We start from the raw sequence: 26,720 nt of genomic DNA, 5'->3' as shown, positions 1-26,720 counted from the left end.
AGCTATGCGTAGCAACGTTATTTTATCTCTACTTTTGATTGCACTGGTTGTGCTAACGCCTGTTTCTTCAGCGCAAGAAAATAGCGCACCGGGCACTCAAGTAAGAACGTTACTTGTTAATGAACTTGATAACGGAGCGAATATACAAGACGCCGCAAATCAAGTTAGTCAGACTGTAATCAATGAAGGTCTTTACTTCGATGCTGCAGGCACTGCGTATTTATCTGACAACCAAGATTCATTTGAATCTGTAGTAAGTTTACTTAACGAAAATGCCACAGGGTTCGAATTAGCCATCGCTGGATTTACACAATTTCCAGATCAAGCATCTCAAATCATAACGATTACTGTTTTAATGTTTCCTGAGAGTGCAAGCGAGATCTACAATATCGCTCTTCAAATGCAGGTAATTAGTGAAGACGATGCACTGCTAGCAGTTATTAATGCTGGTGTAGATCCAAGCACATTAACAGCTACTGCAGCAGGTGGAACGGGCAATACGTTTTCTCCGCTTGGTGTCGGTACTGGGGCAGCGGGTGCAGGTGGTGGTGATACAACAATTTCTGCCAACTAACCAAAACGTAACTGCTTAAACTTTAACTATTTTTGTTGTAGTTGTTTATGGTTAATGTTCTGAAAACCGAAAAGTTTCTTTTCGGTTTTCTTTTATTCACTTTGTTCTGGCTTCCTCTGTCGTTGGGCGCAAATCGCCCGTGGGCGTGGGCGCTGATGCAAATGTCGCTGTTTTCAATTGGCGGCACCTTGGTTCTGCTAAACACTTCTCTACTTCATCAACTCTACACAAAATATCGAACATTCATTATTCTTTGGGTTATTTTTCTTGCTTGGCAGCTTATCAATATTGTTCCTCTACCCTTTGCGCTGGTCGAGGCAATAAGACCTGAACGTGTAAGCTACCTCTTAAGTGAGCAATGGGGTAACCAAGAGAACGTCACTTCAAAGTGGCTATCTTTGAGTTTTGATGTAGGCCAGAGCGACGTAACTTTCTTCAAGTCTCTTGCCTATTGCTTTCTATTTTTCATCGCATTAACCCTTGTCAATTCAGCTAAGCGTTTACGCTACACCCTTATAGTCATTAGCGCAGCTGGCATATTTCAAGCTATCTACGGCGCACTAGAAGTACTTTCAGGTATTAAGTACAGCCTGGTGTTCAAGCAGCCGGTTTCGCACATCGCGACTGGCAGCTATATTTACAAGAATCATTACGCAAATTTTCTAATGCTCTGTTTGAGTGCCGCAATCGGGTATTTGATAGCGAGTTTGCATCAAGACAACACCACCAGTAAACGAGAAAGGCTGCGAAGGCTGGTGAAGTTTTGGCTAAGTAACAAAGTACTATTTAGAATAGGCATAATTATAATGGTGATTGCGTTAGTCATGTCCCGTTCTCGAATGGGTAATAGCGCTTTTTTTATAGCCATGACAATTACTGCCACGCTCGGCTTGATTTACTTTAAGCCCCGTCAAAAAAGCTATATCACTTTGTTTATCAGCATGCTGATTATCGATATTTTGTTAGTCAGTAGTCTTTTTGGCCTCAAGCAAGTGCAACAGCGCTTAGAACAAACAAACTTTGCACAAGAAAGTAGAGATGAAGTAATAACAGACGCACTCCCCCTCTTAGGTAAATACGGACTAATAGGTACCGGAGGTGGAACTTTTTACACCGTTTACCCTCAATTTCAGAGTGAAAGTATCCAGCACTTTTACGATCACGCACACAACGAATATCTTCAATTTAGCATTGAGTTTGGTGTCGTAGGTGCCTTTGTTCTTGCTCTGCTAGTGCTGCTGTGTACTAAAAATGCACTTAGCGCCGTTCGAAATAGACGCCACCCTTTACCCAGGGGCACCGCTTTTGCAAGTATTATGGCAACTATCGGCATGGCTTTGCACAGCAGTGTGGATTTCCCTCTACAAGCACCAGCAAATACGGCTATATTTATTGTTCTTCTAGCATTAGGAGCGCTAAGCAGAAATATTTCTATGGGAAGGCAATCACATAGATAAACTGCTTAACTCAATTTTTTCTCGATCGTTTTATCGTAAAAGGACGCAGTGTGGTTTTAAAAATTAAACGCCCCGTTAGAGAAGAGCCCAACGTTCAACACATGCTTGAGCGTATGCCGAAAAAAGTAGCTGACTCATTCTCTGATGAACAATTATCTCATTTAAATACTGCGCTTGCGGGAAGACGTTGGGGTAATCATAAAGTGGATGTTCGGGGCACCATTAGCCTCCTACGCAGCCGCTATTATTTCGTAGTGTTAGCTGGAACAGATAAACGAGATTTATCCAGAACTGAAAGTAGAATTGGCAGAATTGCTATGGCAGCAACTGTTGCGCTTTTTTTCTGCGTATCGTTAATACTTGGTTTGGTACTTCTTTATATCCTCAAAAGTTGGTTAGGAATAAACCTTTTCGAAGGATTTTCACTGGGGCTTTGGGACTGGTTGAAAGGAAAAAGTTAATTTCGGTCGTTTTTAGTCGTATGTCACGCAATTAGGTATACGCTTTTTGACAGGGTAACTCGAAGTATTCAACCAACGACACACTACTTCCTCTGCGCTATGCTTTTGGATAGCTTCTAAAACAAAATTTCTGCTAAGTGGATTTTGAATTCCTAAATCTAAATGGCGCTTTAATAGATCTTTCACTTTTACATAATGCACTGAGCGTGCGGCAAACATGTCTAAGCCATATTCTACGATAAATTTGTGCACTATGGCATCTTGTGCTCCCACATCAACGGCACGCGTTACATAATCATAGAATGCACTATCTAATTCTCTCTGTTTCCACTTAACTGACGCTAGCCCTATCCAACTGCCGCTCCAATTCGGTCTTAGCTCTAGACTCTTTTCGTAGGCGGTAAAGGCTTGGTATAAATTTCTCTTCGAATCAAAAGCTGCTGTTTGAGTGTCGCTCGACACGCCGGCTTCACCCACACTATATGCTTTCCATTCATATAATTGCCCTTGTACTTGATAGTAGAGTGCGTTTTTCGGGAAATAACTAAGCGCTGTTTCTATTTTATTTAGAGCTCGCTCTATCTTCTCTGTAGTCGCACGCTCAGGCCTTTGCTGCCACATATCGATGTTATTCTTTACGCTATAGTACGCATTACCCGCAATAAAAAGCTGCACACTCCACACTAAACTCCATAACGCCATAAGCGCTACGATCCATTTAAGCGCTATACTAAAAATTTGTTGGTTGTGAAAGCTAGCGAGATGAAACGCCTTCATTAAACACCTTGCCTAAGTGCTTTACCTATTATTTCACCAGGCTTGTTAATGAAAACGTCTTGAGCGAAGACCCTATCGAAGGCAGCGACAACGTCAAACGCATCTCTCATGTCATTAGGCCGTCGTACTAAATCATGGGTATCAGAGGCAACGACATGAAATGCTTTTCGCTGCATTAAACTTAATGCAAATTGTGCTACGTTGTCTCCAAATCGCCCCGTCAAAGCGCCAGCGGTAACTTGAAACAAACACCCTTGTCGTTGAAGCCAGCTAAACTTAGTTGGCTCTGCTAACAACTCCCGATTCCGTTCTGGATGCGCTATAAGAGGTTGAACGTTATTTCTTAATAGCCATTTAACTAGGGTCTCAAGCCCCTGGGGAACATGGCTATGAGGCATTTCAAGCAGAAGTATTTTTTTATCGCTTAGTTCACCGATGAATGGTAGCTCCCCTTGTTTCAACCAAACGGGAATAAGCTCATTCACTCTCACTTCAGCTGCATAAGAAAGTGTTAAGGGAATCGCCGCTGCTTTGACAGCTTTCACAAACTCATCAAATACAGGCTTTATTGTGCTGGGAGAATTGTCGAAGTAGCCTTTATGGATATGAGGCGTGCAAACCATGTGACTTACGCCACAGTCAACAGCTTGCTGTGCCATTTCTATGGCGATATCTAAAGACCTGGCACCGTCGTCGATGCCAGGCAATATATGACTATGTATATCTATCAATAATTACTGTTAGCTGTCTTTATGACTCGTATAACCGTATTGGTCGTAGAATCCAGCATACCTTTGTGCTGCACCAGATTTACGTAAGTCTACTTGATTTAGCACTACCCCATCAAGACGATGACCAACTTGAAGGAATCGAGACAAACCATTATTTATTAACTTCTCACTGGTACTGTCTGCACGAACTACGTAGATTACAGAATCACATGAGTTTGCAATAACCATAGAGTCACTAACAGCTTGAGTTGGTGCAGTATCAACAACAACGTATTTGTACTGGGTCTTGAGCTGGGCGATAAGTTCGCCGAAGCCTTTGTCAGCTAGCAATTCTTGTGGATTTGATGGGATAGTTCCTGCGGATAATATATCTATCTTAGATTCTTCATCCTGCACTAAGCATTCATCAAAAGTATGTGATTTTAAGATTAAGTTCGCAACACCGGGCTGGTAATTTGGAATGCCAAATTGCTTGCCAACGCTAGGACGACGTAAGTCGGCATCAATCAGTATGGTCTTATCCAGCTGCCCCAAGGCAAACGCTAAATTAATCGAAACGGTAGTTTTACCTTCTTTAGGCACGCTCGATGTAATCATTATGGCCTGCTGCTCTTTATCTAAATTCAATAATGATAGGCTAGTTCGCAGGGTACGAACCGACTCTGCAAATTGATGCTTTTTACCATCAAAGAACGAACGAATTGGTAAGTCAGTCTTCTTCTTGTGTGGAAGCCATGGGATAAGACCCAACATACGCTGTCCAAGTTTACGCTCAACATCTTCAACCGAACGAATACCGCTGTTAAGGGTTTCCATTGCAATGGCCAAGAAAACGCCAAAGCCCATACTAAAGACAAAAGCAGCACCTATTAACAGCTTTTTGTTGGGCTCGGAAGGCGTATATTTGGGTAACGCCGCGTCGAGTACTCGCGCATTTGCTGACTCAAAGCCGCCCAGCTCATCGGTTTCCTTCAAACGAGTAAAGAAAGAGTTGTAAAGCTGCTGATTAATATCAACTTCACGTTGCAGAGCTCGCCGCTGGTTGTCTAACGCTGACAGTGAACGGAACTCAGCTTTCGCTTGCGCGACTTCTTGCTCTAGCTGTACAACGCGGTCTTCCGACACTTCGTATTGCGTTGTAATACTCGTTATCAAATCTCTAATCTGACTGCTCAGTGTTTCCCGAATAGAAGAGAGCTCTGCATTCGCAGCAATCATTCTAGGGTGTTTAGGGCCATAAACTTTACTTAGCTCGCTCACGCGCGTCATCGCCTTTGCTTCGTCACGTCGAACATCTCTGATGGTTGGGTGATTCAGTACTTCAGGAAGACGCGCTATGTCTTCTAACGAAACATCGTTGCGCGTTTGTCTATAAATAACAGCATTGAGCTTAAGTGCGGTTTGCGCATCGAGTAACTGCTTGCTCAGCTGCTCTAGTTCATCGGCCGCTAAGCCCACTACACCATCTATGTTAACGACTTGATTTTGTTCGTAAAACTTAGCAAGATTACGTTCAGCCACGGTAAGCTTTTGCTTGAGGCCTTCTAAGCTATCTGTAAGAAAAGACGTTGCTTTCGCAGTCATATCAAGCTTAGCCTGCAGATAGTTTTCAATGTAGACGTCTGCGACTGCGTTAGCCAGTTCTGCTGAAAGTGTAGGTGATTCAGTAGTAATGGTTATTCTCATTACTTGCGTATTATCGACCATTTCAACGGTAAGTGCGCTCATTAAGAGTGAAGTAGCTTTGCGCTTTTTTGCCGCTAAAATTTGCTCTTCAGTTAAATCTTTAGGCTCTTCCTGTGGAAGAAACGGTAAAGCTTCGACTACCCTAGCTTTTAGTTCATCGAATAGACTAGGGCCCTCATCAACTGGCATAAACTCTTCGTTGTTATAAAGCGATAAGCTTTCAACCGTGCGTTCTGCAATTTGACGGGACTGCAGTATTTCAAATTGCGTTTGCATGTAGTCCTTGCGCTTTGTGTCAAGACCATATACTTCTTCTATTGAAACAACGTTCGCCTTTTCTGCCTCTACTAAAATAGTTGTAGTAGAAGTGAACATGGGCGTCATACGCATAACTAGCAATGCAACTAAGATCGTAAATGCAATTGCTAATGATACAATTCGAAATGCGTAACGCTTAATAATTCCCAAATAATGAGCAATGTCGATGGTCTCATTTTCAAACACACCAGCATTGAACTCTTCCCTGCCATTTACTGCCATTTTATTTCCTGCACGCTACGTAATTTAGAAGAAACGCTGATTGATGGTGATAATATCACCAGGCTGAATCATATCGCTCACGGTTACGGTGAATTCGTTTGTTCTGCCGTCCTTTTCACGAATTATGGTAATTTTGTCGCGGGCCGCTCGCTCTGTGTAACCGCCGGCTAATGCAGCTGCTTTATTAACAGAAAGGCCTGGTTGATATGGATAGCCGCCCGGCCTTTTCACTTCACCATCAATAAAGAAGGGCCTGTATTCAACGATAGCTACTGAGACAGAAGGGTTAACCAAATAATCCCCTAGCAAACCATCATAAATTTTCTTTTCGACTTCATCGGCAGTTAAGCCTACCAATTTAATTTCCCCTAAGAATGGATAATTAATTGTACCGACGTCAGGTAGACGTACTTCCATCGAAAGATCATCTTGGCCAAAAACACTGATTTTTATTCTGTCACCAGATCCAAGTTGATACTGACTCATGCTCAAGTTTCCTTCCTGAGCGAAGGAGAACGCCGAGTAAAGAATTATGAATAGTATCGAAGCTAAACTAATTACCTGTCGTTTCACAGTGTTACCTCAGCAGTTACCCCAATTTCGCTCTTATCATAGCCAATGGTCTCTCGGTTACTATCGCGATCTGTATACTGATAATAAGTGCTGAATTTTAACCATCTGCGAGCTTGATAACTTAAAGATGCTGAGTAATTTATGAGTTCGTCGTCTCTATTATCGATATCAATTTCGTTAAATACATATTCGTCATCTTGTTGAGTGACACTAAACGAGGTACTTAAACGCTCAAGCCAATCATGATTCCAGCGAACACTATAGTTTTGTCCACGGATGAAATCGCCTTCACCATTCGTTTCGAAGGTATCTGCACTTGTCGAGATTCTAAACGTAGAATAGCTCACTGGTTGCCAATCTATTCCAACCTCCCAATCTGTGCCGTAGAATGTCCCTCGTGATTGATCCTCAAACTCTTTCTCTTTATAACCTACTTTTGCAAAACCTGTTGTCGCAGCAGTGCTTTCCCAAACAACACCAACTAAAACGCGTGTCTCATCACTGTCGCGAGTGACAAAGTCTAACTGCTCATCATATCTAACGTAGGTTTGCGTAATATCAATAACAGCACTAGTTGCAGCTCCAATTTGGTAGCCAAACTCACCGCCAACCATGGTTTTTACCCTATCGCGGATCAAATAGGCGTCTTCAGATCTGTCATAGTCTAGTGATTGTCGACGTGTTTTTAATGTAATAAGACCATCAGAAGTCACGGCACCATACGTGTATTCAGCAGAAAGGTTCGAGCTTTTATAAGTATCTGGTGTTGAAATATCCAACCCAGAACCAATTGAGAAGCCGGTTCCGCGATCTTCATGACCATCTTCATATTGAGCGAGCGCACTCACACGATGACGACTATTCAATTCAAAGTCGCCCGAAGCTTCTACAAAATGGTCAGTATAATCATCATTGCTACTGGAAAAATATACACCACGCTCCAGTCTATAACCAATCTGAACGGGGTTGCCGTTGACTTGTGTAGCGGCAATAAGTTCAGGGGATAAAGTGGTACGCCAGCTGTATATTTTACTTTGGTTATCTCGTGCATTCGCCACGTTGTCAACATACGCCATCGAAGACGTAAATGAAGGGATCAAATCAAATTGCCCAGCTTGAATTCGACCAGCCTCTTGGGCAAATAGAGTCGGTGTGGCGCAAATTACCGACAGAGCTATTATGCTTTTGGTCCTTTTTAACATGTTATTTCCTTCCTACGATGGCTTGGGTGTATTAAAACGGTGCATTATTTCGATATAGCGCTTTCAAATACATCCTTACGTAAACGCTATAAACCGCGAAACAGCCGGAATATGTGTAATTCTTACAAACTAAACAAGGTGAATGCCTTAATAGTTCATGGATAATCAATGTCGAGCAATAGGCGTGCCGCTTTTGCTTTGCTAGGCTGTGAACATTACTAGCGAACACATTAGAGCAAAAGTCAATTTGCTCTATATTGTTTGACTCAACAGTCAGTTAACAAAGTACTGCAACTTATACCTAGGTATTGTTGCATCTATATGTCCAAGGCTGCAAACGCGGTATATGCTATCTTAATTATATTGTTCATGAAAAGCGCTAGCGCCGTATTCTACTCATTTTGCACCAAATTAGTACGGAATGAACTTTGTTTTTGTAATAAAATTACAATATCCATATAATACGCTGTTGCTAGAGCACTTAAGCGCTAGACGTGAAAAATTTCAACGCGAATATAATCAGCACGTTGTGATTATTCATCTTACGCGCTTAAAAGTGGGCACAGTATTTGCCTAACTTCCATAAGTTGTCTTCGCTATTCTTCTTAATTCATGGCTTAGCTTGTTTTTGTTGTCGTTAGCTTTGGCTACAGGCTTCACTTTTTCACTTAGAGATTACTTAAATGGACAATAGAGTAGAATCTAACAAAGCACTTAAAGCTCACCCCGTTGAGTCTAATACTAATGGTGGTTTGGTAGTCAGGAACCAAAGTGGTTTTTCAACCATTTACAGACTCATCGATCTTTCGCTGGTAACGATTTTGTATTATTCAGCAGCAGCGTATTACGGTACCCAGATAGATACCACCAGCTTAATTCTTCTTTTTGTAAACGTTATTTGCTTTCAAATTTCTGCCGAAGGCGTTGAGTTATATCGGTCGTGGCGTGGGCACAGAACGCCTGAAATGCTGAGAGCGGCTGCAATCACATGGACATTGAGCGTTCTCGGTACCATGTCAATGGGGTACTTTTTCGTTCAAGAAATAAAAACGCCCCCACCTGCAATATTGCTTTGGTTTGCATCTTCGTTTGTCGTTTTGATTCTGTGGCGTTTTATTATGCGCAAGTTCCTCTTCCGCATCCGCAAAAGTGGCTTGAACACACGCCGTTCAATTATCATTGGCGCTACTCATTTAGGTGCGAATGTTGCTCTTCAGATACAACAGAACGAACATTTAGGTATTCGCTTTAACGGTATTTATGATGACCGTGAAGCAGAACGTCTCCCTCATGAGATGCAGGGCGCTGTGCTCGGCAACATTGAAGAAGCCATAGAAATGGCCAAGCGCAACGAAGTTGATTACATCTACATAGCATTGCCAATGAGTGCAGAAAATCGCATTCGTGCAATTCTTGAACAGTGCAGCGATACCACCGCTAACGTTTATGTAATTCCGAACTTCTTTATGTACAACTTGCTTAACGCTCGCTGGCAAACCGTGGGTAATGTACAGGCACTAAGTGTATATGACACCCCTTTCCAAGGCGCCAGTGACGTATTGAAGCGGTTTGAAGATGTTGTATTAAGCAGTCTGATTTTAATGTTGATATCCGTTCCCATGTTAGCAATTGCGGCCGCAGTTAAGCTCACATCTAAAGGGCCAGTCATTTTCAAACAAAAGCGTTACGGATTAGATGGTAAACAAATTACGGTTTACAAATTCCGGTCTATGACTACGCAAGACAACGGAGCAGTTGTTAAGCAAGCAACGAAAAACGACGCGCGTTTAACCAAAATAGGTGGTTTCTTAAGGCGCACATCGTTAGATGAACTACCTCAGTTTATCAATGTTCTGCAGGGTCGCATGTCAATTGTAGGCCCTCGCCCGCACGCGGTTGCTCACAATGAGGAATATCGTAAGATCATCACAGGTTACATGCTGCGGCATAAAGTTAAGCCTGGTATTACAGGTTGGGCACAAGTAAATGGTTTGCGCGGTGAAACGGAAACCACTAACAAGATGGTACAGCGTGTAGAGTACGATTTAGACTATATACACCGCTGGTCTATTTGGTTCGATATTAAAATTGTATTCATGACTGTATTTAATGGATTCATTAACAAAAACGCATATTAGAAGTACACCAAATCAAGAAAAGGACATCATCATATGAAACCTGTTGTATTGGCTGGCGGCACTGGTAGCCGCCTTTGGCCAAAGTCTCGCGCCGCTCTTCCAAAACAGTTTTTGTCGCTTACATCCAACAGCACGATGCTTCAAGATACAATAACTCGACTTAAAGGAACCAATGCGGAGCCTCCTGTATTTATATGTAACGATGCGCATCGATTTTTAGTTGCTGAGCAGCTTCGTAAAAAAAATATAGAACATGATGGTATTTTATTAGAGCCCGTTGGGCGAAATACTGCACCAGCAATAGCGCTTGCGGCATTACATGCCACAAAAAATGAGAATGACCCTGTTCTTCTTGTCCTCGCTGCGGATCATTTAATTAAAGACCAAAGCGCATTTCATAGTGCCATTACTAAAGCAGAAGTATTAGCAAACGAAGGAAAGCTTGTAACTTTTGGTATAGTTCCAGACCAGGCCCACACCGGCTATGGCTACATCAAGGCTGGAAATGTACTGAATGTTGGATTTGAGGTAGCTGAGTTTGTCGAAAAGCCAGAACTTGAAACAGCAAAACAGTACGTTGAGTCAGGTGATTTTTTCTGGAATAGCGGCATGTTTATGTTTAAAGCCAGCCGTTATATTGAAGAATTAGGTAAGTATCACCCCGAGATGCTAGAGATTTGCCGTCGCGCAATTGAAACTGAAGCACCTGATTTAGACTTTATTCGAGTTGACTCTGAAATTTTTGCTACGTGTCCTGACGACTCTATTGACTATGCAGTGATGGAAAAAACTGACAGCGCTGCAATGGTGCCATTAGATGCAGGGTGGAGCGATGTAGGCAGTTGGACATCGCTTTGGGAAACCGCCGATAAAGATGACAACGGCAACGTTTGTGTAGGCGATACGATTTTAGAAAATACTAAAAATAGTTACGTGAACGCAGAACAGCGATTAGTATCTGTCATTGGCTTAGAAGACGTTATTGTTGTCGAAACCAAAGATGCCGTTATGGTCGCACATAAAGATGACGCTCAAAGTATTAAGACCGTGGTCAACAGGCTAAAAGCTGAAAAACGTCCTGAGTTTGAATTCCATCGCGAAGTTTTCCGTCCGTGGGGTAGCTACGATTCAATTGACAGCGGTGCACGCTTTCAAGTTAAACGTATTACGGTAAAACCTGGTGAAAAACTATCTGTGCAAATGCACCACCACCGCGCTGAGCATTGGATTGTGGTATCGGGCAGTGCCAATGTGACTATTGATGACAATACTCAATTAGTAACAGAGAACGAATCTGTCTATATCCCAATCGGTGCAGTACACGCACTAGAAAACCCCGGAAAAATCCCTCTAGAGCTTATAGAGGTGCAATCGGGCGCATACCTTGGTGAAGATGATATAGTTAGGTTGTCAGACCGCTACGGGCGTGTAGAGAAAAAATAATAGCACTAAGTGCTAAATTGCGAATATAAGCAGAGCTTTGGCTCTGCTTTTTTGTGCTTAAAATTCCACATGTAGAAGCCCCCCTACTCTTTTGTTCTTTGCGCATGAAAACCTAGAGTAAAGCTAGAGAAGGCGCGCTTTTCTACAGATATTCAATAAGTGGATATTAGAAGGGCGTTGTTAAACTATGGACTAGATAAGTTTAAAACAAAGTCTGAACCCCAAAAACGAAAAAAGGCGAGCATCCTGCTCGCCTTTTTCCGAAAGAACTTAAACTTAATTAGTTAATAATTAAGCTAATGCGCCTTTAGCCGCTTCGACTAGTGCGCTGAAAGCTGCTTTGTCATGTACTGCGATGTCGGCAAGGATCTTACGATCGATTTCAACAGACGCTTTCTTCAAACCGTTAATGAAACGGCTGTATGACATACCATTTTGACGAGCAGCAGCGTTAATACGTGCAATCCATAGTTGACGGAATTGACGCTTGCGCTGACGACGGTCACGGTAAGCATATTGACCAGCTTTAGTTACAGCTTGTACCGCTACGCGATATACACGTGAACGTGCGCCGTAATAACCTTTTGCCTGCTTGAGGACTTTTTTGTGACGAGCACGTGCGATAGTGCCGCGTTTTACTCTAGCCATTAATCAGTCTCCTAAGTCTTATACGTAAGGCAACATGCGCTGAACCAATTTGGTATCAGAGTCATGAACCAGTTTTTTGCCACGAAGGTGACGTTTACGCTTAGAGCTCTTCTTAGTCAGAATGTGACGTAAGTGAGACTGTTTGCTTTTAAAGCGGCCAGAACCCGTTTTCTTAAAACGTTTGGCGGCACCGCTTACAGTTTTCATTTTAGGCATTGCTAAAACTCCGCATTGTTTAATATCGGTATTTTTCGTGTTGCAGTCACTTCATACCGGTTAATGTTTAGCAGCAAGGTGTTTAAGGGTGCAGATTCCTTAAAACTTTAGACCGTTACTACTTCTTATTTGGGGCTAGCACCATGATCATCTGACGGCCTTCCACACGACGTGGGAAAGACTCGCATGTAGCGATATCTTCTAAATCGGTTTTAACGCGGTTAAGTAGATCGATACCGATGTCTTGGTGCGCCATTTCACGACCGCGGAAGCGGATCGTAACTTTGGCTTTATCACCACCTTCAAGAAAGCGACGCAGGTTGCGCAGTTTGACCTGGTAATCGCCTTCATCAGTGCCAGGGCGAAATTTAATCTCCTTGACCTGAATTTGCTTCTGTTTTTTCTTCTGCTCTTTTTGAGCTTTACTTTTTTCGAAGAGGAATTTGCCATAGTCCATAACTTTACAGACTGGCGGCTCGGCATTCGGACTGATTTCTACAAGATCTAGGCCCGCTTCTTCTGCGTTACGAGTAGCTTCTGCTAGAGAAACCACACCAACCTGTTCACCGTCTTTGCCAATTAATCTTACTTCTCTGGCTTTAATCTCATCGTTAATGCGGGCTTTGTCGCCCTGAGCCTTGTTGTTAGCGCCTTTAATGTGCTATTCCTCCAAACATTTAATTCTTTTGTCTGCTTTTGGGAGGTCGGTTGACCCAAAGTAAAACCAAAAGCAGACACCTTAATTGTGTATTATACACAATTTGCTCAACTACTTAATCGTCTTTTCAACAACTTCTTGTTGAGCCATGGCAATAAAGTCTTCCAGGCGCATTTTGCCTAGGTCGTCACCGCGACGAGAGCGCACTGCTACTTCGCCCGCTTCCATTTCTTTATCGCCCACAACTAGCATATACGGAATACGCTTCAAAGTGTGCTCGCGGATTTTAAAGCCGATCTTCTCATTTCGCAAGTCAGACTTTGCTCTAAAACCTAATTCTTGCAGTTTTTTTACACAATCTGAGGCATATTCAGCTTGTTTGTCGGTAATATTCATTACCACAACCTGCTGAGGTGCCAACCAGAGTGGGAAGAAACCTGCAAATTCTTCGGTCAAAATTCCAATGAAGCGTTCTAGTGAACCTAAAATAGCGCGGTGAATCATTACCGGCACTTTGCGTTCGCCATCTTCTGCTACATAAGTAGAGCCTAAGCGACCTGGCATTGAGAAATCTAGCTGTACGGTTCCGCACTGCCATGCACGGTCTAAGCAATCGTGCAGTGTAAACTCAATTTTTGGCCCGTAGAACGCTCCTTCTCCAGGCTGATAATCGAACTCGATGTCATTAGCTTTAAGTGCATCTGCAAGCGCAGCTTCTGATTTATCCCAAATCTCGTCAGCACCTACGCGCTTTTCTGGGCGAGTAGACAGCTTAACTTTGATATTTTCGAAACCAAACGCAGCGTATGTCTCGTACACCATCTTAATACAGCCACTCACCTCTTCTAGGATCTGTTCTTCAGTACAGAAAATGTGAGCATCGTCTTGTGTAAAGCCACGAACACGCATTAGACCGTGTAGTGCACCCGATGGTTCGTTACGGTGACAGCAGCCAAACTCAGCCATACGAAGAGGCAGGTCGCGGTACGACTTCAAACCTTGATTGAAAATCTGTACGTGGCCTGGGCAGTTCATTGGCTTAACGGCATATTCACGCTTTTCAGATTCAGTCGTAAACATGTTTTCAGCGTATTTGTCCCAGTGACCTGACTTTTCCCAAAGCGAGCGGTCCATCATTAATGGGCCTTTTACTTCGTCGTAACCGTATTCGCGTAGTTTCTTACGAACGTAGCTTTCAAGCTCGGTATAAATTGACCAACCGTCGTTGTGCCAAAACACCATGCCTGGCGCTTCTTCTTGCCAATGGAAAAGGTTAAGTGCTTTACCAATTTTACGGTGGTCGCGCTTTTCAGCTTCTTCTAAGCGCTGTAGGTAAGATTTAAGCTGCTTCTTATCTGCCCACGCAGTACCGTAAATACGCTGAAGCATTTTGTTGTCGCTATCGCCACGCCAGTAAGCACCCGCCACTTTCATCAGTTTGAAGTGATGGCAGAACTTCATATTTGGCACGTGAGGGCCACGACACATATCTGTGTATTCTTCGTGGTGATACAGTGCTGGGCGGTCGTCCTTGCTGATGTTCTCATCAAGAATTTCCATTTTGTAGCTTTCGCCGCGCGCTTCAAATGCATCGCGTGCTTCTCGCCAGCTAACTTTGTTCTTAACCACGTCGTAATTAGTTTTAGCCAGTTCAAGCATACGCTTTTCTAGTTTAGCTAAATCTTCCTGGGTTAGGCTTTCTTCCATATCAACATCGTAGTAGAAACCGTTGTCGATAACAGGGCCGATAGCCATTTTGGTGTTAGGCCAAAGTTGTTTGATAGCGTGACCTAACAAGTGCGCGCAACTGTGACGAAGAATTTCTAAACCTTCATCGTCTTTTGCAGTAATAATTTGAAGTTGTGCGTCCGCGTCAATCATATCAACGGCGTCAACTAACTCACCGTTTACTTTTCCTGCAATGGTTGCTTTGGCTAAACCAGGGCCAATATCATTTGCAACATCTAGTACAGAAACAGCGTTATCGAAAGCGCGTTGGCTTCCATCAGGAAGGGTAATTACAGGCATTTTAATTCCTTTACAGTGGTGACGCCTACTCTGCGCCACATGCATATTTTTGAAAATTTAATCGTGCTTTATAGCACTCGAAACTTGCTTTATTTGAAGCGACTAAAGTACAGCATAAAAATACAGCGCATTGGTACTGCAAAACTGTATACGCGTCGAACTTACTGAGTTTTCTCAGTATTAAAGCAAGTTGTGGATTATAACCAGTGTAGGGGCAACTTCAATATCGAAAAGCCTTTATTGGCTAATTTGTGAAGGTTTGATTTCGTTTAGGAAGATTTTGAGTAGGAATTTATGCATTTCACCGTTTTTATCCCATACTTTAGTGTAAGGCGATAAAGGCTGCTGGACTGGTTCTTTGCAGGTGCTCTAGTGTGCCATAGGAAAGTAGTCACTCAACACTCCAATCGCCTTGAAAAAAGCATTAGAACAAGCAGAGCGTACAATATGTGGCATTTTATTAGCGAGCATATTTCAGATGAAACCCAGCAATTTTTTATCTGCCAAAAAGCACAGCGCGTAAGCGGCGGAGATACGCACGAAAGTTACATCATAAAGGATACGACCCATCGCTACTTTGTTAAAACCCGCAAATATGATGATACTCAGCAATTATCTCATGAAGCCGAAGGACTAGCGGCCATCGCTAACACGCAAACCATTGCTACCCCGCGAGTCATTTGCCATGGAATTACAGCCAATGAAACGCCCAATATGGAATATTTGGTACTTTCTCACGTTCGATTTATTGAACCTACTGAAAATGACTATTTCATTTTAGGACAGCAACTCGCTGCACTTCATGCGGTTAACGCCTACACCAGCTATGGGTGGCCGCATGACAATTACATTGGCGCCAGTGTACAAACCAATGGAAAAATGGCGTCTTGGGCTGACTTTTTTGCAGAAAAACGAATTGGTAGCATGCTAGAACGCTTGGCATCAATTGGTACATGGAAAAGAGAAGATGGCAATATAGACAATATTGTTACTCGAGTAAGACATCTCTTGAGCTTACATCAACCCCACCCTTCCCTACTTCATGGCGATTTATGGGCGGGTAACGCGGGATTCAATAAGAAAGGGCCAGTCTTATTCGACCCAGCGGTGTACGTTGGCGACGCCGAAACCGACCTTGCTATGGCCGAATTGTTTGGCGTTTTTCCCCAATCATTCTTCGAGGGCTACCATCAACACACCCCAATCGAAAATAATTACCGCTTAAGAAAACCAATTTACCAGCTTTACCATATTTTAAATCACGGGTTATTATTTGGCGCGCACTACATAGCGCAAGCCAAACAAATATTAGACGACATTTACAAGCACTAATGCGACATGCAAACTAGCTCGCATTTCTTGTCCATCATTCGTTTAATCGTCGTATGGTTGCCACCCCCACTTAACAATGAACATGCAGGCGATAGATAGACAGCATACGATTTAAAATAGAGAGCAGCTTTAATTATGAAAAACTCAGGCCCTGTTGCATTTATTACCGGGGCAGCAAAACGAATAGGCGCCGCTATGGCGTGTCAGCTTCATAGCGAAGGCTATCGCGTTATTATTCATTATGGACATTCCAAAGACGATGCACTCGCACTGACTGAAAAACTTAACAATCAGCGAGCGGATTCAGCTATCTGCCTTCAGGCCAACCTTTGTAATTCAGACGAAGTAAGTGCACTTGGGCAGCGAGCATTAGGCATTTGGGGTCAGATAGACGTTTTAGTAAATAATGCTTCTAGTTTTTACCCCACTCCGGTGGGCGAAATTTCAGAAGACGACTGGGTATCTCTGATAGGCAGTAACGTGAAGGGGCCATTGTTTTTGTCACAAGCATTGGCACCAGCATTAGCGGTAAGTAAAGGCTGCATTATCAATATGGTCGACATGCATATCGATCGTCCACTTCCCAAGCATAGTGTTTATTTGATTGCTAAATCAGGCCTTGCCTCACTGACCAAGTCACTAGCAATAGACTTAGCACCCCATGTTCGCGTAAATGGTATCGCGCCAGGGGCTATTTTGTGGCCAGAAAGAGAAATGGGTGATGATGAAAAAGAAAAATTATTGTCGAGTATTCCGTTAGGGGAATTAGGTACACCTGCAGACATTGCCAAGACATTGTCGTTCTTGGTATCAGCCCCCTATATCACAGGACAAATCATTTATGTCGACGGCGGGCGCGGACTTCATACCGGTGCCTCCGCGTGAGGAAATTTCAACGAAAAGCCTTGCAACCAAAAGTTTCGCACTTAAGAAGCGCCTGCCGAAATGTCATTATCAGCGTGGGCTTACTTTCTTTAACGGGTTGTTTTGGCGGTAGTACTGTGAAGCAAAGCATTGATGATTACGCCGCACGGCTTTCTCGCGTGCTCGATATGCCCCTACCCGACTCGTTTAACAATAAGATTACTACACCACTTCCCAAACTTGCCGACTCCGCAACGCTTAAGCACACCATTGAAGGCGTGAGTATAAACCTGCGTGAGTTTTATGCGCTGCAAGATTGTGAGCTGGGCACTGTAGTTGCCGAGCGCAATACGTCACTAGGAAAAAGTCAGTTGCCATCCCAACGGCTTGTTTATGAGAGCAAACTGCTTACCGTGCTTAAAAGCTGCGAGGCGGCGCTTACTAAAGAAGGCGAAACTAGCCAGAGTAATGCGGCACTGGCCGCAACCATCGCATCGTGGCGTGAACAAAAAACGCAAGACTACAGCAAAACTTGGGCAAACCTAGTCCAAGGAAGCCAAGAATTACGTTTGGCGCTTAATACACCTGAACGTCTATTTTCAGTTGAAAATAATAAAGACACACTTTCTAGCGTAAACGCGCTTTATTACATCAATAGCTTAAGTAACAAAGAAGTGCTCTTGAGCGATATGTATTTCTCAAATACAGCACCGAGCGATACAGAAACAGAGGCTACGAATGAAAATAATAGTGAGAGTATTATTGAGAGCAGCGAGCTTGAACAACAGTTGAAAATTATACGCTCAGCCAGGTTACCCGCTACACTTTGGCATACACAACAAACCTTAACGCAAAACCTCTCATTGCTTACAAATATGCTTGAAACCGAGCTTGATGCGGTAAGCTGCCCAGAAGGCCGCGCCAGCGACAAAGCAAAAATATTGCGTAATGTATTCTATCTTTTTTTTATTGAGGAAATTCAACCTGTAGGAAGCTTGGTAAATCAATACCACTACAAACTAGCGCCATTATGGGAAGAGTGGCTTGCGCAGCCGTCGCTGCACGAGGAATTCAAACGCTACATCAGGCAACAGTCACAAGACGGATTCAACCAATACAGCAGCGTAATGAAAGCGCATGTCAACTTATGGCAAGGATTCCTTGGTAGATGTAATCTATCGCCCGTCGCGCCTATTTAATAGCGCGACGAGCAAATCCACCAGCCCAGCTTTTGCTGAACATCTCCTCACCTCTGGCTAGCTTTGCCGAAGCACGCTCAATTTGCACGGTTCCCTTCTAGATTTGAAAAGAGGGCAAATGACACATTCCAATAATCCTTTACATAACAAATGTTAAAGAATATTTTCTCCTGCTTCTGGGTCTCTCGAATTCCGAGCCTGCTCTCGTATCTCATGGGCTTCGGAAGACACATCATCATTAATTTTCGAGTCTTGTGGGCGCGTATTTCCAGCCCCTTTAGCACTTGACCTTTCGTTTCGATTTTCTGTGGCTCCACTATTCTTTTCGCTATCCAAGCTTTTTACGTTCTTTTGGCCTGTAGTTATTTCACTTAACTCATTTGCTTCATTTTCAGAAGGACGAGCGCTTGAAGCGTCTTTCTCGGAAGCGTGGTAAATATGCATACCCTCAGGGAAAATGCGCTCTCTCGCGTCATCAGGCATACTGATATTCGCCTCTAAGAAGGCTTGGGTGATTTTACGCATCAGCACCGATGCCATTTTTAGTACACTCGTTTTCTCTACATCCACCCAAAAATAAACCTTGATGTTGTAGGTCGAGGGGCCTAGTTCGTCGATAAGAATTTGCGGTTCAGGGTCGATTAACACGTTGTCTTGTGCTGACGTAATTTCTTGCGCCATCTGCTGTGCGTGTTGTATATCAGCATCGTAACCCACGCCAATAACAAACTGACCACGCATTAGCGGGTTGGCCGTAAGGTTTTTGATTACCCCTTTGTAAATAGTCGCGTTAGGTATTTGAATATGGTTGCCGTCAAAATCCACCAGCGTGGTCGCACGTGCCGTTACTTTCTGAATGATGCCGGTGAAATCGTTGATTTGTACGATATCCCCTATTCTAAAAGGGCGTTGAATAGTAAGCAGTAGGCTAGAAATAAAGTTCTCTGCGATGTCGCGAAAGGCGAAACCAAGAATCAGCCCTACCACACCTGTACCACTCACCACCGCGATTGCAAATCCGGTGAGCCCAGCTAAGAACAAAAATAGATAAATACCGAGTAAAATTAAGACTAAACTGACACTTCTTTGAATGACTGAGCGCAGCAATGGAGATGTGGTCGTACGGGTTAACGGTTTAACTAAAACCTTGGCAATATGTGGCGCTAAAAGGATAAACGCCGCCATGATAACTAAACCTAGCGCCAACCCTGGTAATCGATAAACAAAGTTCTCCCAAAGCTGAGAGAGTAGCGACTGTGCACTTGATAAACTGCTTATTGCGCCACCTTCGTCACTTTGTTGAAGCAAAGTTTGTATTAAAGGTTCGCTGTCGGTTTGCGGGAAAAAAAGCCCCGCTCGCTTGTTTAAAATAGAGGGTTGCAATATTTGTTGCGCACTGAACATCACCTCACTCCTTGGCGTTCATGTGTTTCGGTTTTTAATATAAATAACTACGACGCGATAACTAAATAAGATCCCAGCCCGATGGTAAATAAAAAACTGCCCCATATAGCGTGTTCTATAACCACCACGGGCGTCGAGTTAGTTTGCATATACCTATAACCGAAAATGCCACCGCCAATCCAAGAAATGACTACAGCAATCCAGTTACCGTACACTAAGTGGGCTAAACCAAATAAAAAAGTACTTAAGGCCCACCTTGCATATTTCGAAGGCAGTATTCGCTTGTAACGGTGAAAAAAGTACGTTCGAAAAATGATCTCTTGCGGGATGACCGACACTAACGGATAAATCAATAATGTAGCTACCCACATCCATGGCTGGTTCATAGGCCAATGTAGGAACAATTCCGGTTTAAAAAAGTAAACTACCAGCGCCAGTAAGCTCGCCCAAGGCAAAAATAACCTTAGCGTACTTTTAAATGCGTTCGATAGTCTTCCCAATGCCACAATTTAATGCGTTTAAATTGCTTATCTGCTAACAAGATAGCTAAGCAACAAAGTCCCATAACACCTAAAATAGGCATGAGATAATTTGCAAAATGCTTTATCCAGTAGAGAACGGCAAAGGGAATCACCACAAAGAGCAAGATCAATTCAGACCACAGCTTTGCCACAACTCACCTCTTTCTCTCGATCATGCTAGGTTCGCTGATCGATTCCCCAAACGTTTTTACTAACTAGAATCGATGCTAAACCAACAAGGTAATTACCAACCGATGACACTTTTGTGAATTTTTACGGTTTATGTCTATGAAAGTGTAGTGCCAATTTGCAAAGCATGAGTGATTAATTAAGTGCTACTTTAGCCCTATACTTTACTGCGCATTCGTAACTCTCTATATAGATAAGATTTTTTAAGAACAGTGGAAACTTGTGAGCGTTTTTTAGTAATGAGCAACAACGCTTATTATAATGTTCTACTTCAATAGTCGGCTTCGAAAAACCTATTTTGAAGTACGTAAACGCGTTGAATTCAGGTAGTGTTTGTATATCGCACAAAAGTCGTGAAATAATTGCATAAGATGTAAGAGGCGATACCAATGACAAAAAATAGCCCTAGCGACGTTTTACAGCAAATTGAAAACCACTATGCCTCTTTGTCCCCTTCGGGCAAGGCTATTGCGCATTATATTCAGCAGAATCCTATCGCAGTATTAAGCCAATCTACGTCTTTAATTGCAGAAAAAACGGGGACGTCAAAGGCCACAGTCAGTCGCTTCTTTCGCCAGCTGGGTTTTGACTCGCACCAGCAAGCTAAAGAGGCGCTTGTTCAGCTACGTGAGCAAGGCGTGCCTGTTGTAAGCCCTTCAAGTGGCGTACTTCAGCATGAGAATGATAGTAAGAATTTGGCCAATACATTTGATAGCACTTCCTCAGAGGCATTGACAGATATTGCTAAATTGCTGGCATCAGCAGGCCAGGTCACCTTGATTGGTTTTAGAAACGCCTACCCCATTGCACTTCATTTTAGGCAGCAGCTCAAACAAATTCGTGCGTCGGTCCGTGTGCTTCCCCAGCCCGGTCAAACACTTAGTGAAGATATTATCGACCTAACCGAAAATGATCTTGTCGTACTTTTTGGTTTTCGTCGTAGAACCCGACAATTCAAATTTGTTTTAAATAGCATTAAACACTGTAAAACCGTATTAATTACCGATCCAACGGGCCAAGGATATCGTCACGATGTCGACCACCTGTTGGTTACCCACATTGGCAGTGACTCGCCTTTTGATAGTTACGCGGCTCCAATGAGCCTGGTTGCATCACTGTGTAACCTTACCTACGAAGCATTAGGAAGCCAGGCCGCAGACCGCGTCGACGCGATTACTGACATCTACATTCAAATGGATGAGCTAGAAAGTCCAAAGCGTTAACCCTTCCCACAGAACACTTTTTAAGCAATACTATAAAGAGAGCGGATAGCAGAGAATTGTTATTTTGCAAGCGTAAAGGGAACTAAAGCGCTTAAAAATGGGTATAAGTATTAATTCACAACGCTTATTTTGGGTTTTAATGCATAAAAACGTACCTGTTAATTTAATTTCACTGCTAAAAGCGTGTGGTTGGAGTTGATATGGATAAAACGCAAGTAGTCATGGAAGAAGCTAACGGTGTGCTAGACTTTTGGTTTGGAGAACTCTCCCCAGAGCAATGGTTTAAGGAAGATGCAGCACTAGATAAAACGATCACTTCGCGATTTTCAAAATTGCGCGCAGCAGCCATAAAGGGCGAGTTGTGGCCTTGGCGAGCGACGGCTACCGGTCGTCTTGCCGAAATAATTCTTCTCGATCAATTCTCGCGAAATATTCATCGCAATGACAAAGATGCATTCAGTGCAGACAGCATTGCTTTGGTTCTTGCGCAAGAAGCGGTAAGTGTTGAAGCCGATAAAGTACTTACACCGCAGCAGCGCGCGTTTCTGTATATGCCGTTTATGCATAGTGAATCACTCGCAATCCACGACGTCGCATTGGAACTATTTTCACAAGAAGGCCTTGAAAGAGAATTCTCCTTTGAAAAGCGCCATCAACAGATAATTGAAATGTTTGGCCGCTACCCTCACCGCAACCGAATTTTAGGGCGCGAGTCGACACCAGAAGAAGTTGCATACCTGAAGCAAAACCCCCAAGGCTTTTAGCAACTTATTTAGTGTTCTTTAACGATTTACTCAGCGCTTTACCAATTATGTAACTCACAGAAAATAATGTACGTACTAAAATGCCCAATGAAGTAACGTTCGTTTCTCTTGACTTTTTAATGAAACAGTTGTTTCATTAATCTAAAGACTAATAAAGAAACAATAACGAATAAGTAACGCGCTGTGAGCTCTCCTTTTGTACTGAAGCCCTGTGATGCCAAGTTCACACAGGCAATTAAAAACCTAGAAATCGCATTCAGTCTTGACGGTAGTGTTAAAGATGACGCATTTTCGGCGTCAGGAAAAGCGCTGAATCAGGCAAAAAGTCAAAGTAAATTGCCGCTTAGCGGACTAGGTCTGGCAGTGAAAGATTTGTTTCACATTGAAGGATTGCCAACTGCAGCAGGAAATCCTGATTGGTTAGCCACACACGCGATTCCGAAAAACACAAATCGTTGCGTAGCAAAGATGCTTCAAGCGGGTGCCACGTTCAAAGGCAAAACCATCACTGATGAACTTGCCTACAGTTTACACGGGCAGAATAAGCACTACGAAACACTGGTAAATCCAGTGGCACCAGCTCATATACCTGGTGGTTCTTCGTCAGGTTCAGCGGTGGCCGTTAGCGCGCACCTTGCCGACATAGGGCTTGGCACCGACACCGGCGGCTCTATTCGCGTACCGTCTAGCTATCAAGGGTTATGGGGGCTTCGCACCACGCACGGCGTTGTGGCCTGCGACAATATGGTGGCACTTGCTCCGTCGTTTGATACCGTGGGCTGGATGACACGCGATTTAAACACGCTGACTAAGGTTGCCAATGTCTGCATAGATAGCGCAACACAAAGTGAAATATCAGGTTCGCCTCGATTTGGCATAGCAGCGCATTTATTTGAGCAGGCCGCTCACAAATCGCTGTGCAAAACATGGCTTGCAGCGCTGGCTGATAACAACGACTGTATTGTATTGTCAGAGACACAGCTAGATTTAAAAACCTTACAAACTGCCGCTACCTTTCGTACCTTACAGGGCAATGAAATATGGCAGCAACATGGCGAATGGATTGAATACACTCAACCCGATATCGCCAAAGATATAATGTTGCGCTTGAATTGGTGTAAAACCATAACAACGCAAGAAGTAGAACAAGCTAAAGCGCAACAATCTGTGGTAATCAATCATTTAAACACGCTGTTTGAAGAAATAGATGTATTGATTATTCCCACGACACCCGGTGTAGCACCTCGATGTGATGCCGATGAAACAACGCTGGCAAATGATAGAAACGCTCTGCTCGCACTCACGGCGATAGCTGGGCTTGCGGGATTACCCCAACTTCATTTGCCGTTGTTTACCCTACACAACGCCCCGTGCGGATTATCGCTAGTGGGCAAAAAAGGCAACGATCTTGCACTTCTCGCGTTAGCAAAAAAGCTAACCACTCGCTAAACGTGTAAAGCGCGCCTGTTTTTTTAAGTTGCACTTAAAAAAAGCATTAGCGCCCTATCGCATTCAAGTTGAAACTAGAAAGCGGAAGTAAGACCTAAGCGCCCGTCATTTTGCCTGATTTGGGCTTAAACTGACTGCGCGGTTGCCGAGTTTTTGAAGGAATTAAAAATGAGTGAAAAACCAAATATAGCGTTTACTGCCCCTCACTTTGCGGCATCGCAAGTGGGCTTGAACATATTAGAAAAAGGCGGCACCGCTATTGAAGCTATGGTAGCTGCTGCAGCATCTATCGCGGTTGAATACCCGCACATGAATGGCATGGGCGGTGATGGATTTTGGCTAATCAGTGAACCTGGTAAAAAGCCGATTGGCATTGATGCATCTGGCGTAGCAGCAAAGGGCGCGACACCTTCTTTCTACGAGGGTAGCGATGCCATACCGAGTCGAGGCGGAAAGTCAGCATTAACCATGGCAGGCGCAGTTGCTGGTTGGCAAGCCGCGCTTGAATTAAGTCACAAATGGCAAAGCGGTTTACCGTTAAGCACATTGTTCGATACGGCGATTAGTCAAGCTAACTGGGGGATTGAAGTTACCCAGAGCTTGGTGGATGCCAGCAACAAAACCTTTGAAGAGCTAAGTGCGGATGAAAATTTCGCTCAGTTTTTGATTAAGGGGAAAGCCCTTAAAAAAGGTAAAATTTTAAAGCTAACAAAGCTCTCTGAAACTTTGAAGCATTTAGCAGAAAAAGGGTTAGATGATTTTTATCACGGTGAGTTAGCTTCACAGCTGGCTGAAGACTTAGAAGCCGCCGGCTCCCCTATTCGTCTTGAAGATTTTAACAATTACAAAGCGACAATTGTTGAGCCATTGTCAGTGTCCACCAGCAAAGGCAAGCTTTATAACTTGCCGGCGCCCACACAAGGTGTGGCGTCGCTCATTATTTTAGCCTTGTACGACAAAGTTCAGCATTTAGGCAGCACCGATGCTGACATGGTGCATTTACTTATTGAATGCACGAAACAAGCCTTCATTGCGCGTAACGCGAACGTAACCGACCCATCTCGTACGCCTGTTAGTCTTCAAAGCCTGTTAAGTGACGATGTGCTTGATGAAATGGTGAAGAACATCTCATTAGATAAAGCACTTCCTTGGCCGCACGAAGCCAAGCACGGCGATACTATTTGGATGGGTTGCTGCGATTCTGAAGGCCGAATGGTGAGCTACATACAGTCACTTTACTGGGAGTTCGGCTCGGGCGTAGTGAGCCCGCAAACAGGCATTGTTTGGAACAACCGTGGCACTTCGTTTTCACTCGATCCAAACAGTAACCAATATTTGACCCCAGGCTTGAAACCATTTCACACACTTAACCCCGCTTTCGCTGAGCTTGTTGACGGTCGACGCATGAGCTACGGCACCATGGGTGGTGAAGGTCAGCCTCAAACCCAAGCGGCGCTGTTTGCTCGTCATGTGTACCACGACCAACCTATCGCCAAGGCTATTTCCCTAGGCCGTTGGCTACTTGGTAGAACTTGGGGCGATCAAAGTCACAACTTAAAAGCAGAGCGAGATTTAGTTGAGTATGTGGGTGAAAGCTTACTGGCACGGGGCCACGATATGGTGACGGTAGATCCTTGCAACGAACTCATGGGTCATGCTGGTGCAATTATTTGCGACACAGAAGGTACGGTTAGCGGCGCAAGCGACCCAAGAAGTGACGGCAAAGCCTACTTTGGACATCGCTAGTTTATTCGCGGTGGCTAAGACGCAGCACTGACAAATAGTTAAACCAACAAACGTTAAAGAGAAAGAAATCACATGCAGTTTTTAATGGATAACCTAACGGTTATATTATCGCTAGCAGGAACAGGCGTGTTCGCAGGCATACTAGCAGGAATGCTTGGCGTAGGTGGCGGTATTGTCATCGTGCCGGTACTGTTTTTCTTGTTCCAAGCCCTCGGTGTGTCCCCTGAGAGCGCAATGGTTATAGCCACGGCAACGTCTCTGGCAACCATCGTCCCTACTTCAGTAAGCTCTATTCGTGCTCATCACAGTAAAGGCAACGTAGACTTTGCGTTGCTAAAAGCGTGGGCAGTGTTCATTTTAATTGGCGTGCTTGCCGGAAGCTATGCGGTGACGGCTGTTAACCCGACGTTCCTTACCTTACTGTTTGGCATTATTGCAACCTTGTCTGCCATTAATATGCTCATTGGCAAGAAAGACGCGCTATTTAAAGGGCTACCGGGCCGCGCGGGTCAGTCGATTATGGCAACCTGCATTGGCCTATTTAGTTCTATGGTAGGCATTGGTGGCGGTACGTTAACCGTGCCGACTCTCACATTTTGTAACTACCCAGCACACAAAGCGGTGGGCACCGCTGCTGCAGTCGGTTTGATTATTTCGCTTCCAGCGGCGCTTACGCTGCTATTTGTTGGTACCACTCCTGTTGATGCGCCCTTCGCTACGTACGGCTATGTAAACTTGCTGGGGTTTGTCTGCATTGTTCCGCTCACCGTGTTATTTGCGCCTGTCGGTGCAAGCATAGCCAATAAGCTAGACGCTGGCTTACTTAAGAAAATCTTCGCCGTTGTTCTCATCATCACTGGCTTGCGCATGCTAGCGCAAGTGCTTATCTAGGAGTGC

At 43.9% G+C, this 26,720-nt stretch carries 23 protein-coding genes and 1 pseudogene; 13 read left to right on the top strand and 11 right to left on the bottom strand.

Annotation, left to right across the window (positions count from 1 at the left end; translation table 11 throughout):
• Nucleotides 1–4: 4 nt before the first annotated feature.
• From MASE_RS07355 to MASE_RS07345, 3 genes are read left to right on the top strand one after another with little or no spacing between them, the layout of a single operon-like run.
• Nucleotides 5–574, top strand: coding sequence for a hypothetical protein (locus MASE_RS07355; RefSeq protein WP_014949109.1), 570 nt, complete (start codon nt 5–7; stop codon nt 572–574).
• Nucleotides 575–621: 47 nt separating this feature from the next.
• Nucleotides 622–2,031 carry an O-antigen ligase family protein gene (locus MASE_RS07350; protein ID WP_014949108.1) on the top strand — a complete coding sequence of 470 codons (1,410 nt, stop codon included), beginning with the start codon at nt 622–624 and terminating at the stop codon, nt 2,029–2,031.
• 50 nt (nt 2,032–2,081) lie between these two features.
• Nucleotides 2,082–2,492 carry a hypothetical protein gene (locus tag MASE_RS07345; RefSeq protein ID WP_014949107.1) on the top strand — a complete coding sequence of 137 codons (411 nt, stop codon included), beginning with the start codon at nt 2,082–2,084 and terminating at the stop codon, nt 2,490–2,492.
• A 12-nt stretch (nt 2,493–2,504) separates the two neighbouring features.
• On the opposite strand, the gene MASE_RS07340 is transcribed toward MASE_RS07345, so the two are convergent.
• Genes MASE_RS07340 through MASE_RS07320 form a run of 5 tightly spaced genes read right to left on the bottom strand, consistent with a single transcriptional unit; the run spans nt 2,505 to nt 8,001 of the window.
• Nucleotides 2,505–3,269 carry a VpsP family polysaccharide biosynthesis protein gene (locus MASE_RS07340; RefSeq protein ID WP_014949106.1) on the bottom strand — a complete coding sequence of 255 codons (765 nt, stop codon included), beginning with the start codon at nt 3,267–3,269 and terminating at the stop codon, nt 2,505–2,507.
• The gene (locus tag MASE_RS07335) at nt 3,269–4,000 is read right to left on the bottom strand and encodes a tyrosine-protein phosphatase (protein WP_041693445.1); all 732 of its coding nucleotides are present in this window, start codon (nt 3,998–4,000) and stop codon (nt 3,269–3,271) included. Before MASE_RS07335 ends, MASE_RS07340 begins: the two co-directional genes overlap by 1 nt.
• A gap of 9 nt (nt 4,001–4,009) precedes the next feature.
• The gene (locus MASE_RS07330; protein WP_014949104.1) at nt 4,010–6,226 is read right to left on the bottom strand and encodes a GumC family protein; all 2,217 of its coding nucleotides are present in this window, start codon (nt 6,224–6,226) and stop codon (nt 4,010–4,012) included.
• A gap of 24 nt (nt 6,227–6,250) precedes the next feature.
• Nucleotides 6,251–6,784 carry a polysaccharide biosynthesis/export family protein gene (locus MASE_RS07325; RefSeq protein WP_039227210.1) on the bottom strand — a complete coding sequence of 178 codons (534 nt, stop codon included), beginning with the start codon at nt 6,782–6,784 and terminating at the stop codon, nt 6,251–6,253.
• 11 nt (nt 6,785–6,795) lie between these two features.
• Entirely contained in the window at nt 6,796–8,001 is a 1,206-nt protein-coding gene (locus MASE_RS07320; RefSeq protein WP_014949102.1) for an outer membrane beta-barrel protein, read from the bottom strand.
• A 683-nt stretch (nt 8,002–8,684) separates the two neighbouring features.
• On the opposite strand from MASE_RS07320, the gene MASE_RS07315 reads away from it, so the two are divergent.
• Entirely contained in the window at nt 8,685–10,139 is a 1,455-nt protein-coding gene (locus tag MASE_RS07315; protein ID WP_014949101.1) for an undecaprenyl-phosphate glucose phosphotransferase, read from the top strand.
• A gap of 33 nt (nt 10,140–10,172) precedes the next feature.
• The gene (locus MASE_RS07310; RefSeq protein WP_014949100.1) at nt 10,173–11,582 is read left to right on the top strand and encodes a mannose-1-phosphate guanylyltransferase/mannose-6-phosphate isomerase; all 1,410 of its coding nucleotides are present in this window, start codon (nt 10,173–10,175) and stop codon (nt 11,580–11,582) included.
• A 291-nt stretch (nt 11,583–11,873) separates the two neighbouring features.
• On the opposite strand, the gene rplT is transcribed toward MASE_RS07310, so the two are convergent.
• The 4 genes from rplT to thrS all read right to left on the bottom strand — a co-directional run bounded on the left by rplT (nt 11,874) and on the right by thrS (nt 15,132).
• Nucleotides 11,874–12,230, bottom strand: a complete 357-nt coding sequence (gene rplT / locus MASE_RS07305) for a 50S ribosomal protein L20 (protein ID WP_012518092.1) — start codon at nt 12,228–12,230, stop codon at nt 11,874–11,876.
• A gap of 18 nt (nt 12,231–12,248) precedes the next feature.
• Nucleotides 12,249–12,446, bottom strand: a complete 198-nt coding sequence (gene rpmI / locus MASE_RS07300; RefSeq protein ID WP_012518091.1) for a 50S ribosomal protein L35 — start codon at nt 12,444–12,446, stop codon at nt 12,249–12,251.
• Nucleotides 12,447–12,564: 118 nt separating this feature from the next.
• Nucleotides 12,565–13,104 (bottom strand): translation initiation factor IF-3, encoded by a 540-nt coding sequence (gene infC / locus MASE_RS07295; protein WP_071814473.1) that lies wholly within the window; start codon nt 13,102–13,104, stop codon nt 12,565–12,567.
• Between the two features lie 111 nt (nt 13,105–13,215).
• A complete protein-coding gene (gene thrS / locus MASE_RS07290) occupies nt 13,216–15,132 on the bottom strand; it encodes a threonine--tRNA ligase (RefSeq protein WP_014949098.1) in 1,917 nt (638 codons plus the stop codon).
• A 447-nt stretch (nt 15,133–15,579) separates the two neighbouring features.
• Here thrS and MASE_RS07285 point away from each other — a divergent pair, with 447 nt between their 5' ends.
• The 3 genes from MASE_RS07285 (at nt 15,580) to MASE_RS07275 (ending at nt 18,527) form a co-directional block, all read left to right on the top strand.
• Entirely contained in the window at nt 15,580–16,464 is an 885-nt protein-coding gene (locus MASE_RS07285; protein WP_014949097.1) for a fructosamine kinase family protein, read from the top strand.
• Between the two features lie 135 nt (nt 16,465–16,599).
• Entirely contained in the window at nt 16,600–17,349 is a 750-nt protein-coding gene (locus MASE_RS07280) for a pteridine reductase (RefSeq protein ID WP_014949096.1), read from the top strand.
• On the top strand, nt 17,346–18,527 hold the full coding sequence (locus MASE_RS07275) for a DUF3080 family protein (protein ID WP_014949095.1): 1,182 nt from the start codon (nt 17,346–17,348) through the stop codon (nt 18,525–18,527). Before MASE_RS07280 ends, MASE_RS07275 begins: the two co-directional genes overlap by 4 nt.
• 153 nt (nt 18,528–18,680) lie before the next feature.
• Here MASE_RS07275 and MASE_RS07270 read toward each other — a convergent pair whose 3' ends face one another.
• Together MASE_RS07270 and MASE_RS07265 are read right to left on the bottom strand one after the other, a co-directional pair.
• Nucleotides 18,681–19,931, bottom strand: a complete 1,251-nt coding sequence (locus MASE_RS07270; protein ID WP_014949094.1) for a mechanosensitive ion channel family protein — start codon at nt 19,929–19,931, stop codon at nt 18,681–18,683.
• A gap of 47 nt (nt 19,932–19,978) precedes the next feature.
• A pseudogene (locus tag MASE_RS07265) lies at nt 19,979–20,604 on the bottom strand (CPBP family intramembrane glutamic endopeptidase).
• A 426-nt stretch (nt 20,605–21,030) separates the two neighbouring features.
• Between MASE_RS07265 and MASE_RS07260 the strand changes: the two are divergent.
• The 5 genes from MASE_RS07260 (at nt 21,031) to MASE_RS07240 (ending at nt 26,714) form a co-directional block, all read left to right on the top strand.
• Nucleotides 21,031–21,864: a MurR/RpiR family transcriptional regulator gene (locus MASE_RS07260; RefSeq protein ID WP_014949093.1), complete on the top strand. Its 834-nt coding sequence runs from the start codon at nt 21,031–21,033 to the stop codon at nt 21,862–21,864.
• A gap of 200 nt (nt 21,865–22,064) precedes the next feature.
• Nucleotides 22,065–22,628, top strand: coding sequence for a DUF924 family protein (locus MASE_RS07255; protein ID WP_014949092.1), 564 nt, complete (start codon nt 22,065–22,067; stop codon nt 22,626–22,628).
• Nucleotides 22,629–22,811: 183 nt separating this feature from the next.
• Entirely contained in the window at nt 22,812–24,077 is a 1,266-nt protein-coding gene (locus tag MASE_RS07250) for an amidase (protein ID WP_014949091.1), read from the top strand.
• 168 nt (nt 24,078–24,245) lie between these two features.
• Nucleotides 24,246–25,823 carry a gamma-glutamyltransferase family protein gene (locus MASE_RS07245; protein ID WP_014949090.1) on the top strand — a complete coding sequence of 526 codons (1,578 nt, stop codon included), beginning with the start codon at nt 24,246–24,248 and terminating at the stop codon, nt 25,821–25,823.
• Between the two features lie 72 nt (nt 25,824–25,895).
• Nucleotides 25,896–26,714: a sulfite exporter TauE/SafE family protein gene (locus tag MASE_RS07240; RefSeq protein WP_014949089.1), complete on the top strand. Its 819-nt coding sequence runs from the start codon at nt 25,896–25,898 to the stop codon at nt 26,712–26,714.
• Nucleotides 26,715–26,720 lie beyond the last annotated feature (6 nt).

The organism is Alteromonas macleodii ATCC 27126 (assembly GCF_000172635.2).
Classification (GTDB): Bacteria; Pseudomonadota; Gammaproteobacteria; order Enterobacterales; family Alteromonadaceae; genus Alteromonas; species Alteromonas macleodii.
This window is presented reverse-complemented; position numbering and strand designations above follow the sequence as displayed.

What these genes read in the sequence shown, in the direction of transcription:
- MASE_RS07355 (WP_014949109.1), top strand. Translation starts at nt 5, where the DNA reads ATGCGTAGCAACGTTATTTTATCTCTACTTTTGATTGCACTGGTTGTG.
- MASE_RS07350 (WP_014949108.1), top strand. Translation starts at nt 622, where the DNA reads ATGGTTAATGTTCTGAAAACCGAAAAGTTTCTTTTCGGTTTTCTTTTA.
- MASE_RS07340 (WP_014949106.1), bottom strand. Translation starts at nt 3,269, where the DNA reads ATGAAGGCGTTTCATCTCGCTAGCTTTCACAACCAACAAATTTTTAGT.
- MASE_RS07330 (WP_014949104.1), bottom strand. Translation starts at nt 6,226, where the DNA reads ATGGCAGTAAATGGCAGGGAAGAGTTCAATGCTGGTGTGTTTGAAAAT.
- MASE_RS07320 (WP_014949102.1), bottom strand. Translation starts at nt 8,001, where the DNA reads ATGTTAAAAAGGACCAAAAGCATAATAGCTCTGTCGGTAATTTGCGCC.
- MASE_RS07315 (WP_014949101.1), top strand. Translation starts at nt 8,685, where the DNA reads ATGGACAATAGAGTAGAATCTAACAAAGCACTTAAAGCTCACCCCGTT.
- MASE_RS07310 (WP_014949100.1), top strand. Translation starts at nt 10,173, where the DNA reads ATGAAACCTGTTGTATTGGCTGGCGGCACTGGTAGCCGCCTTTGGCCA.
- rplT (WP_012518092.1), bottom strand. Translation starts at nt 12,230, where the DNA reads ATGGCTAGAGTAAAACGCGGCACTATCGCACGTGCTCGTCACAAAAAA.
- rpmI (WP_012518091.1), bottom strand. Translation starts at nt 12,446, where the DNA reads ATGCCTAAAATGAAAACTGTAAGCGGTGCCGCCAAACGTTTTAAGAAA.
- thrS (WP_014949098.1), bottom strand. Translation starts at nt 15,132, where the DNA reads ATGCCTGTAATTACCCTTCCTGATGGAAGCCAACGCGCTTTCGATAAC.
- MASE_RS07285 (WP_014949097.1), top strand. Translation starts at nt 15,580, where the DNA reads ATGTGGCATTTTATTAGCGAGCATATTTCAGATGAAACCCAGCAATTT.
- MASE_RS07280 (WP_014949096.1), top strand. Translation starts at nt 16,600, where the DNA reads ATGAAAAACTCAGGCCCTGTTGCATTTATTACCGGGGCAGCAAAACGA.
- MASE_RS07270 (WP_014949094.1), bottom strand. Translation starts at nt 19,931, where the DNA reads ATGTTCAGTGCGCAACAAATATTGCAACCCTCTATTTTAAACAAGCGA.
- MASE_RS07260 (WP_014949093.1), top strand. Translation starts at nt 21,031, where the DNA reads ATGACAAAAAATAGCCCTAGCGACGTTTTACAGCAAATTGAAAACCAC.
- MASE_RS07255 (WP_014949092.1), top strand. Translation starts at nt 22,065, where the DNA reads ATGGATAAAACGCAAGTAGTCATGGAAGAAGCTAACGGTGTGCTAGAC.
- MASE_RS07245 (WP_014949090.1), top strand. Translation starts at nt 24,246, where the DNA reads ATGAGTGAAAAACCAAATATAGCGTTTACTGCCCCTCACTTTGCGGCA.
- MASE_RS07240 (WP_014949089.1), top strand. Translation starts at nt 25,896, where the DNA reads ATGCAGTTTTTAATGGATAACCTAACGGTTATATTATCGCTAGCAGGA.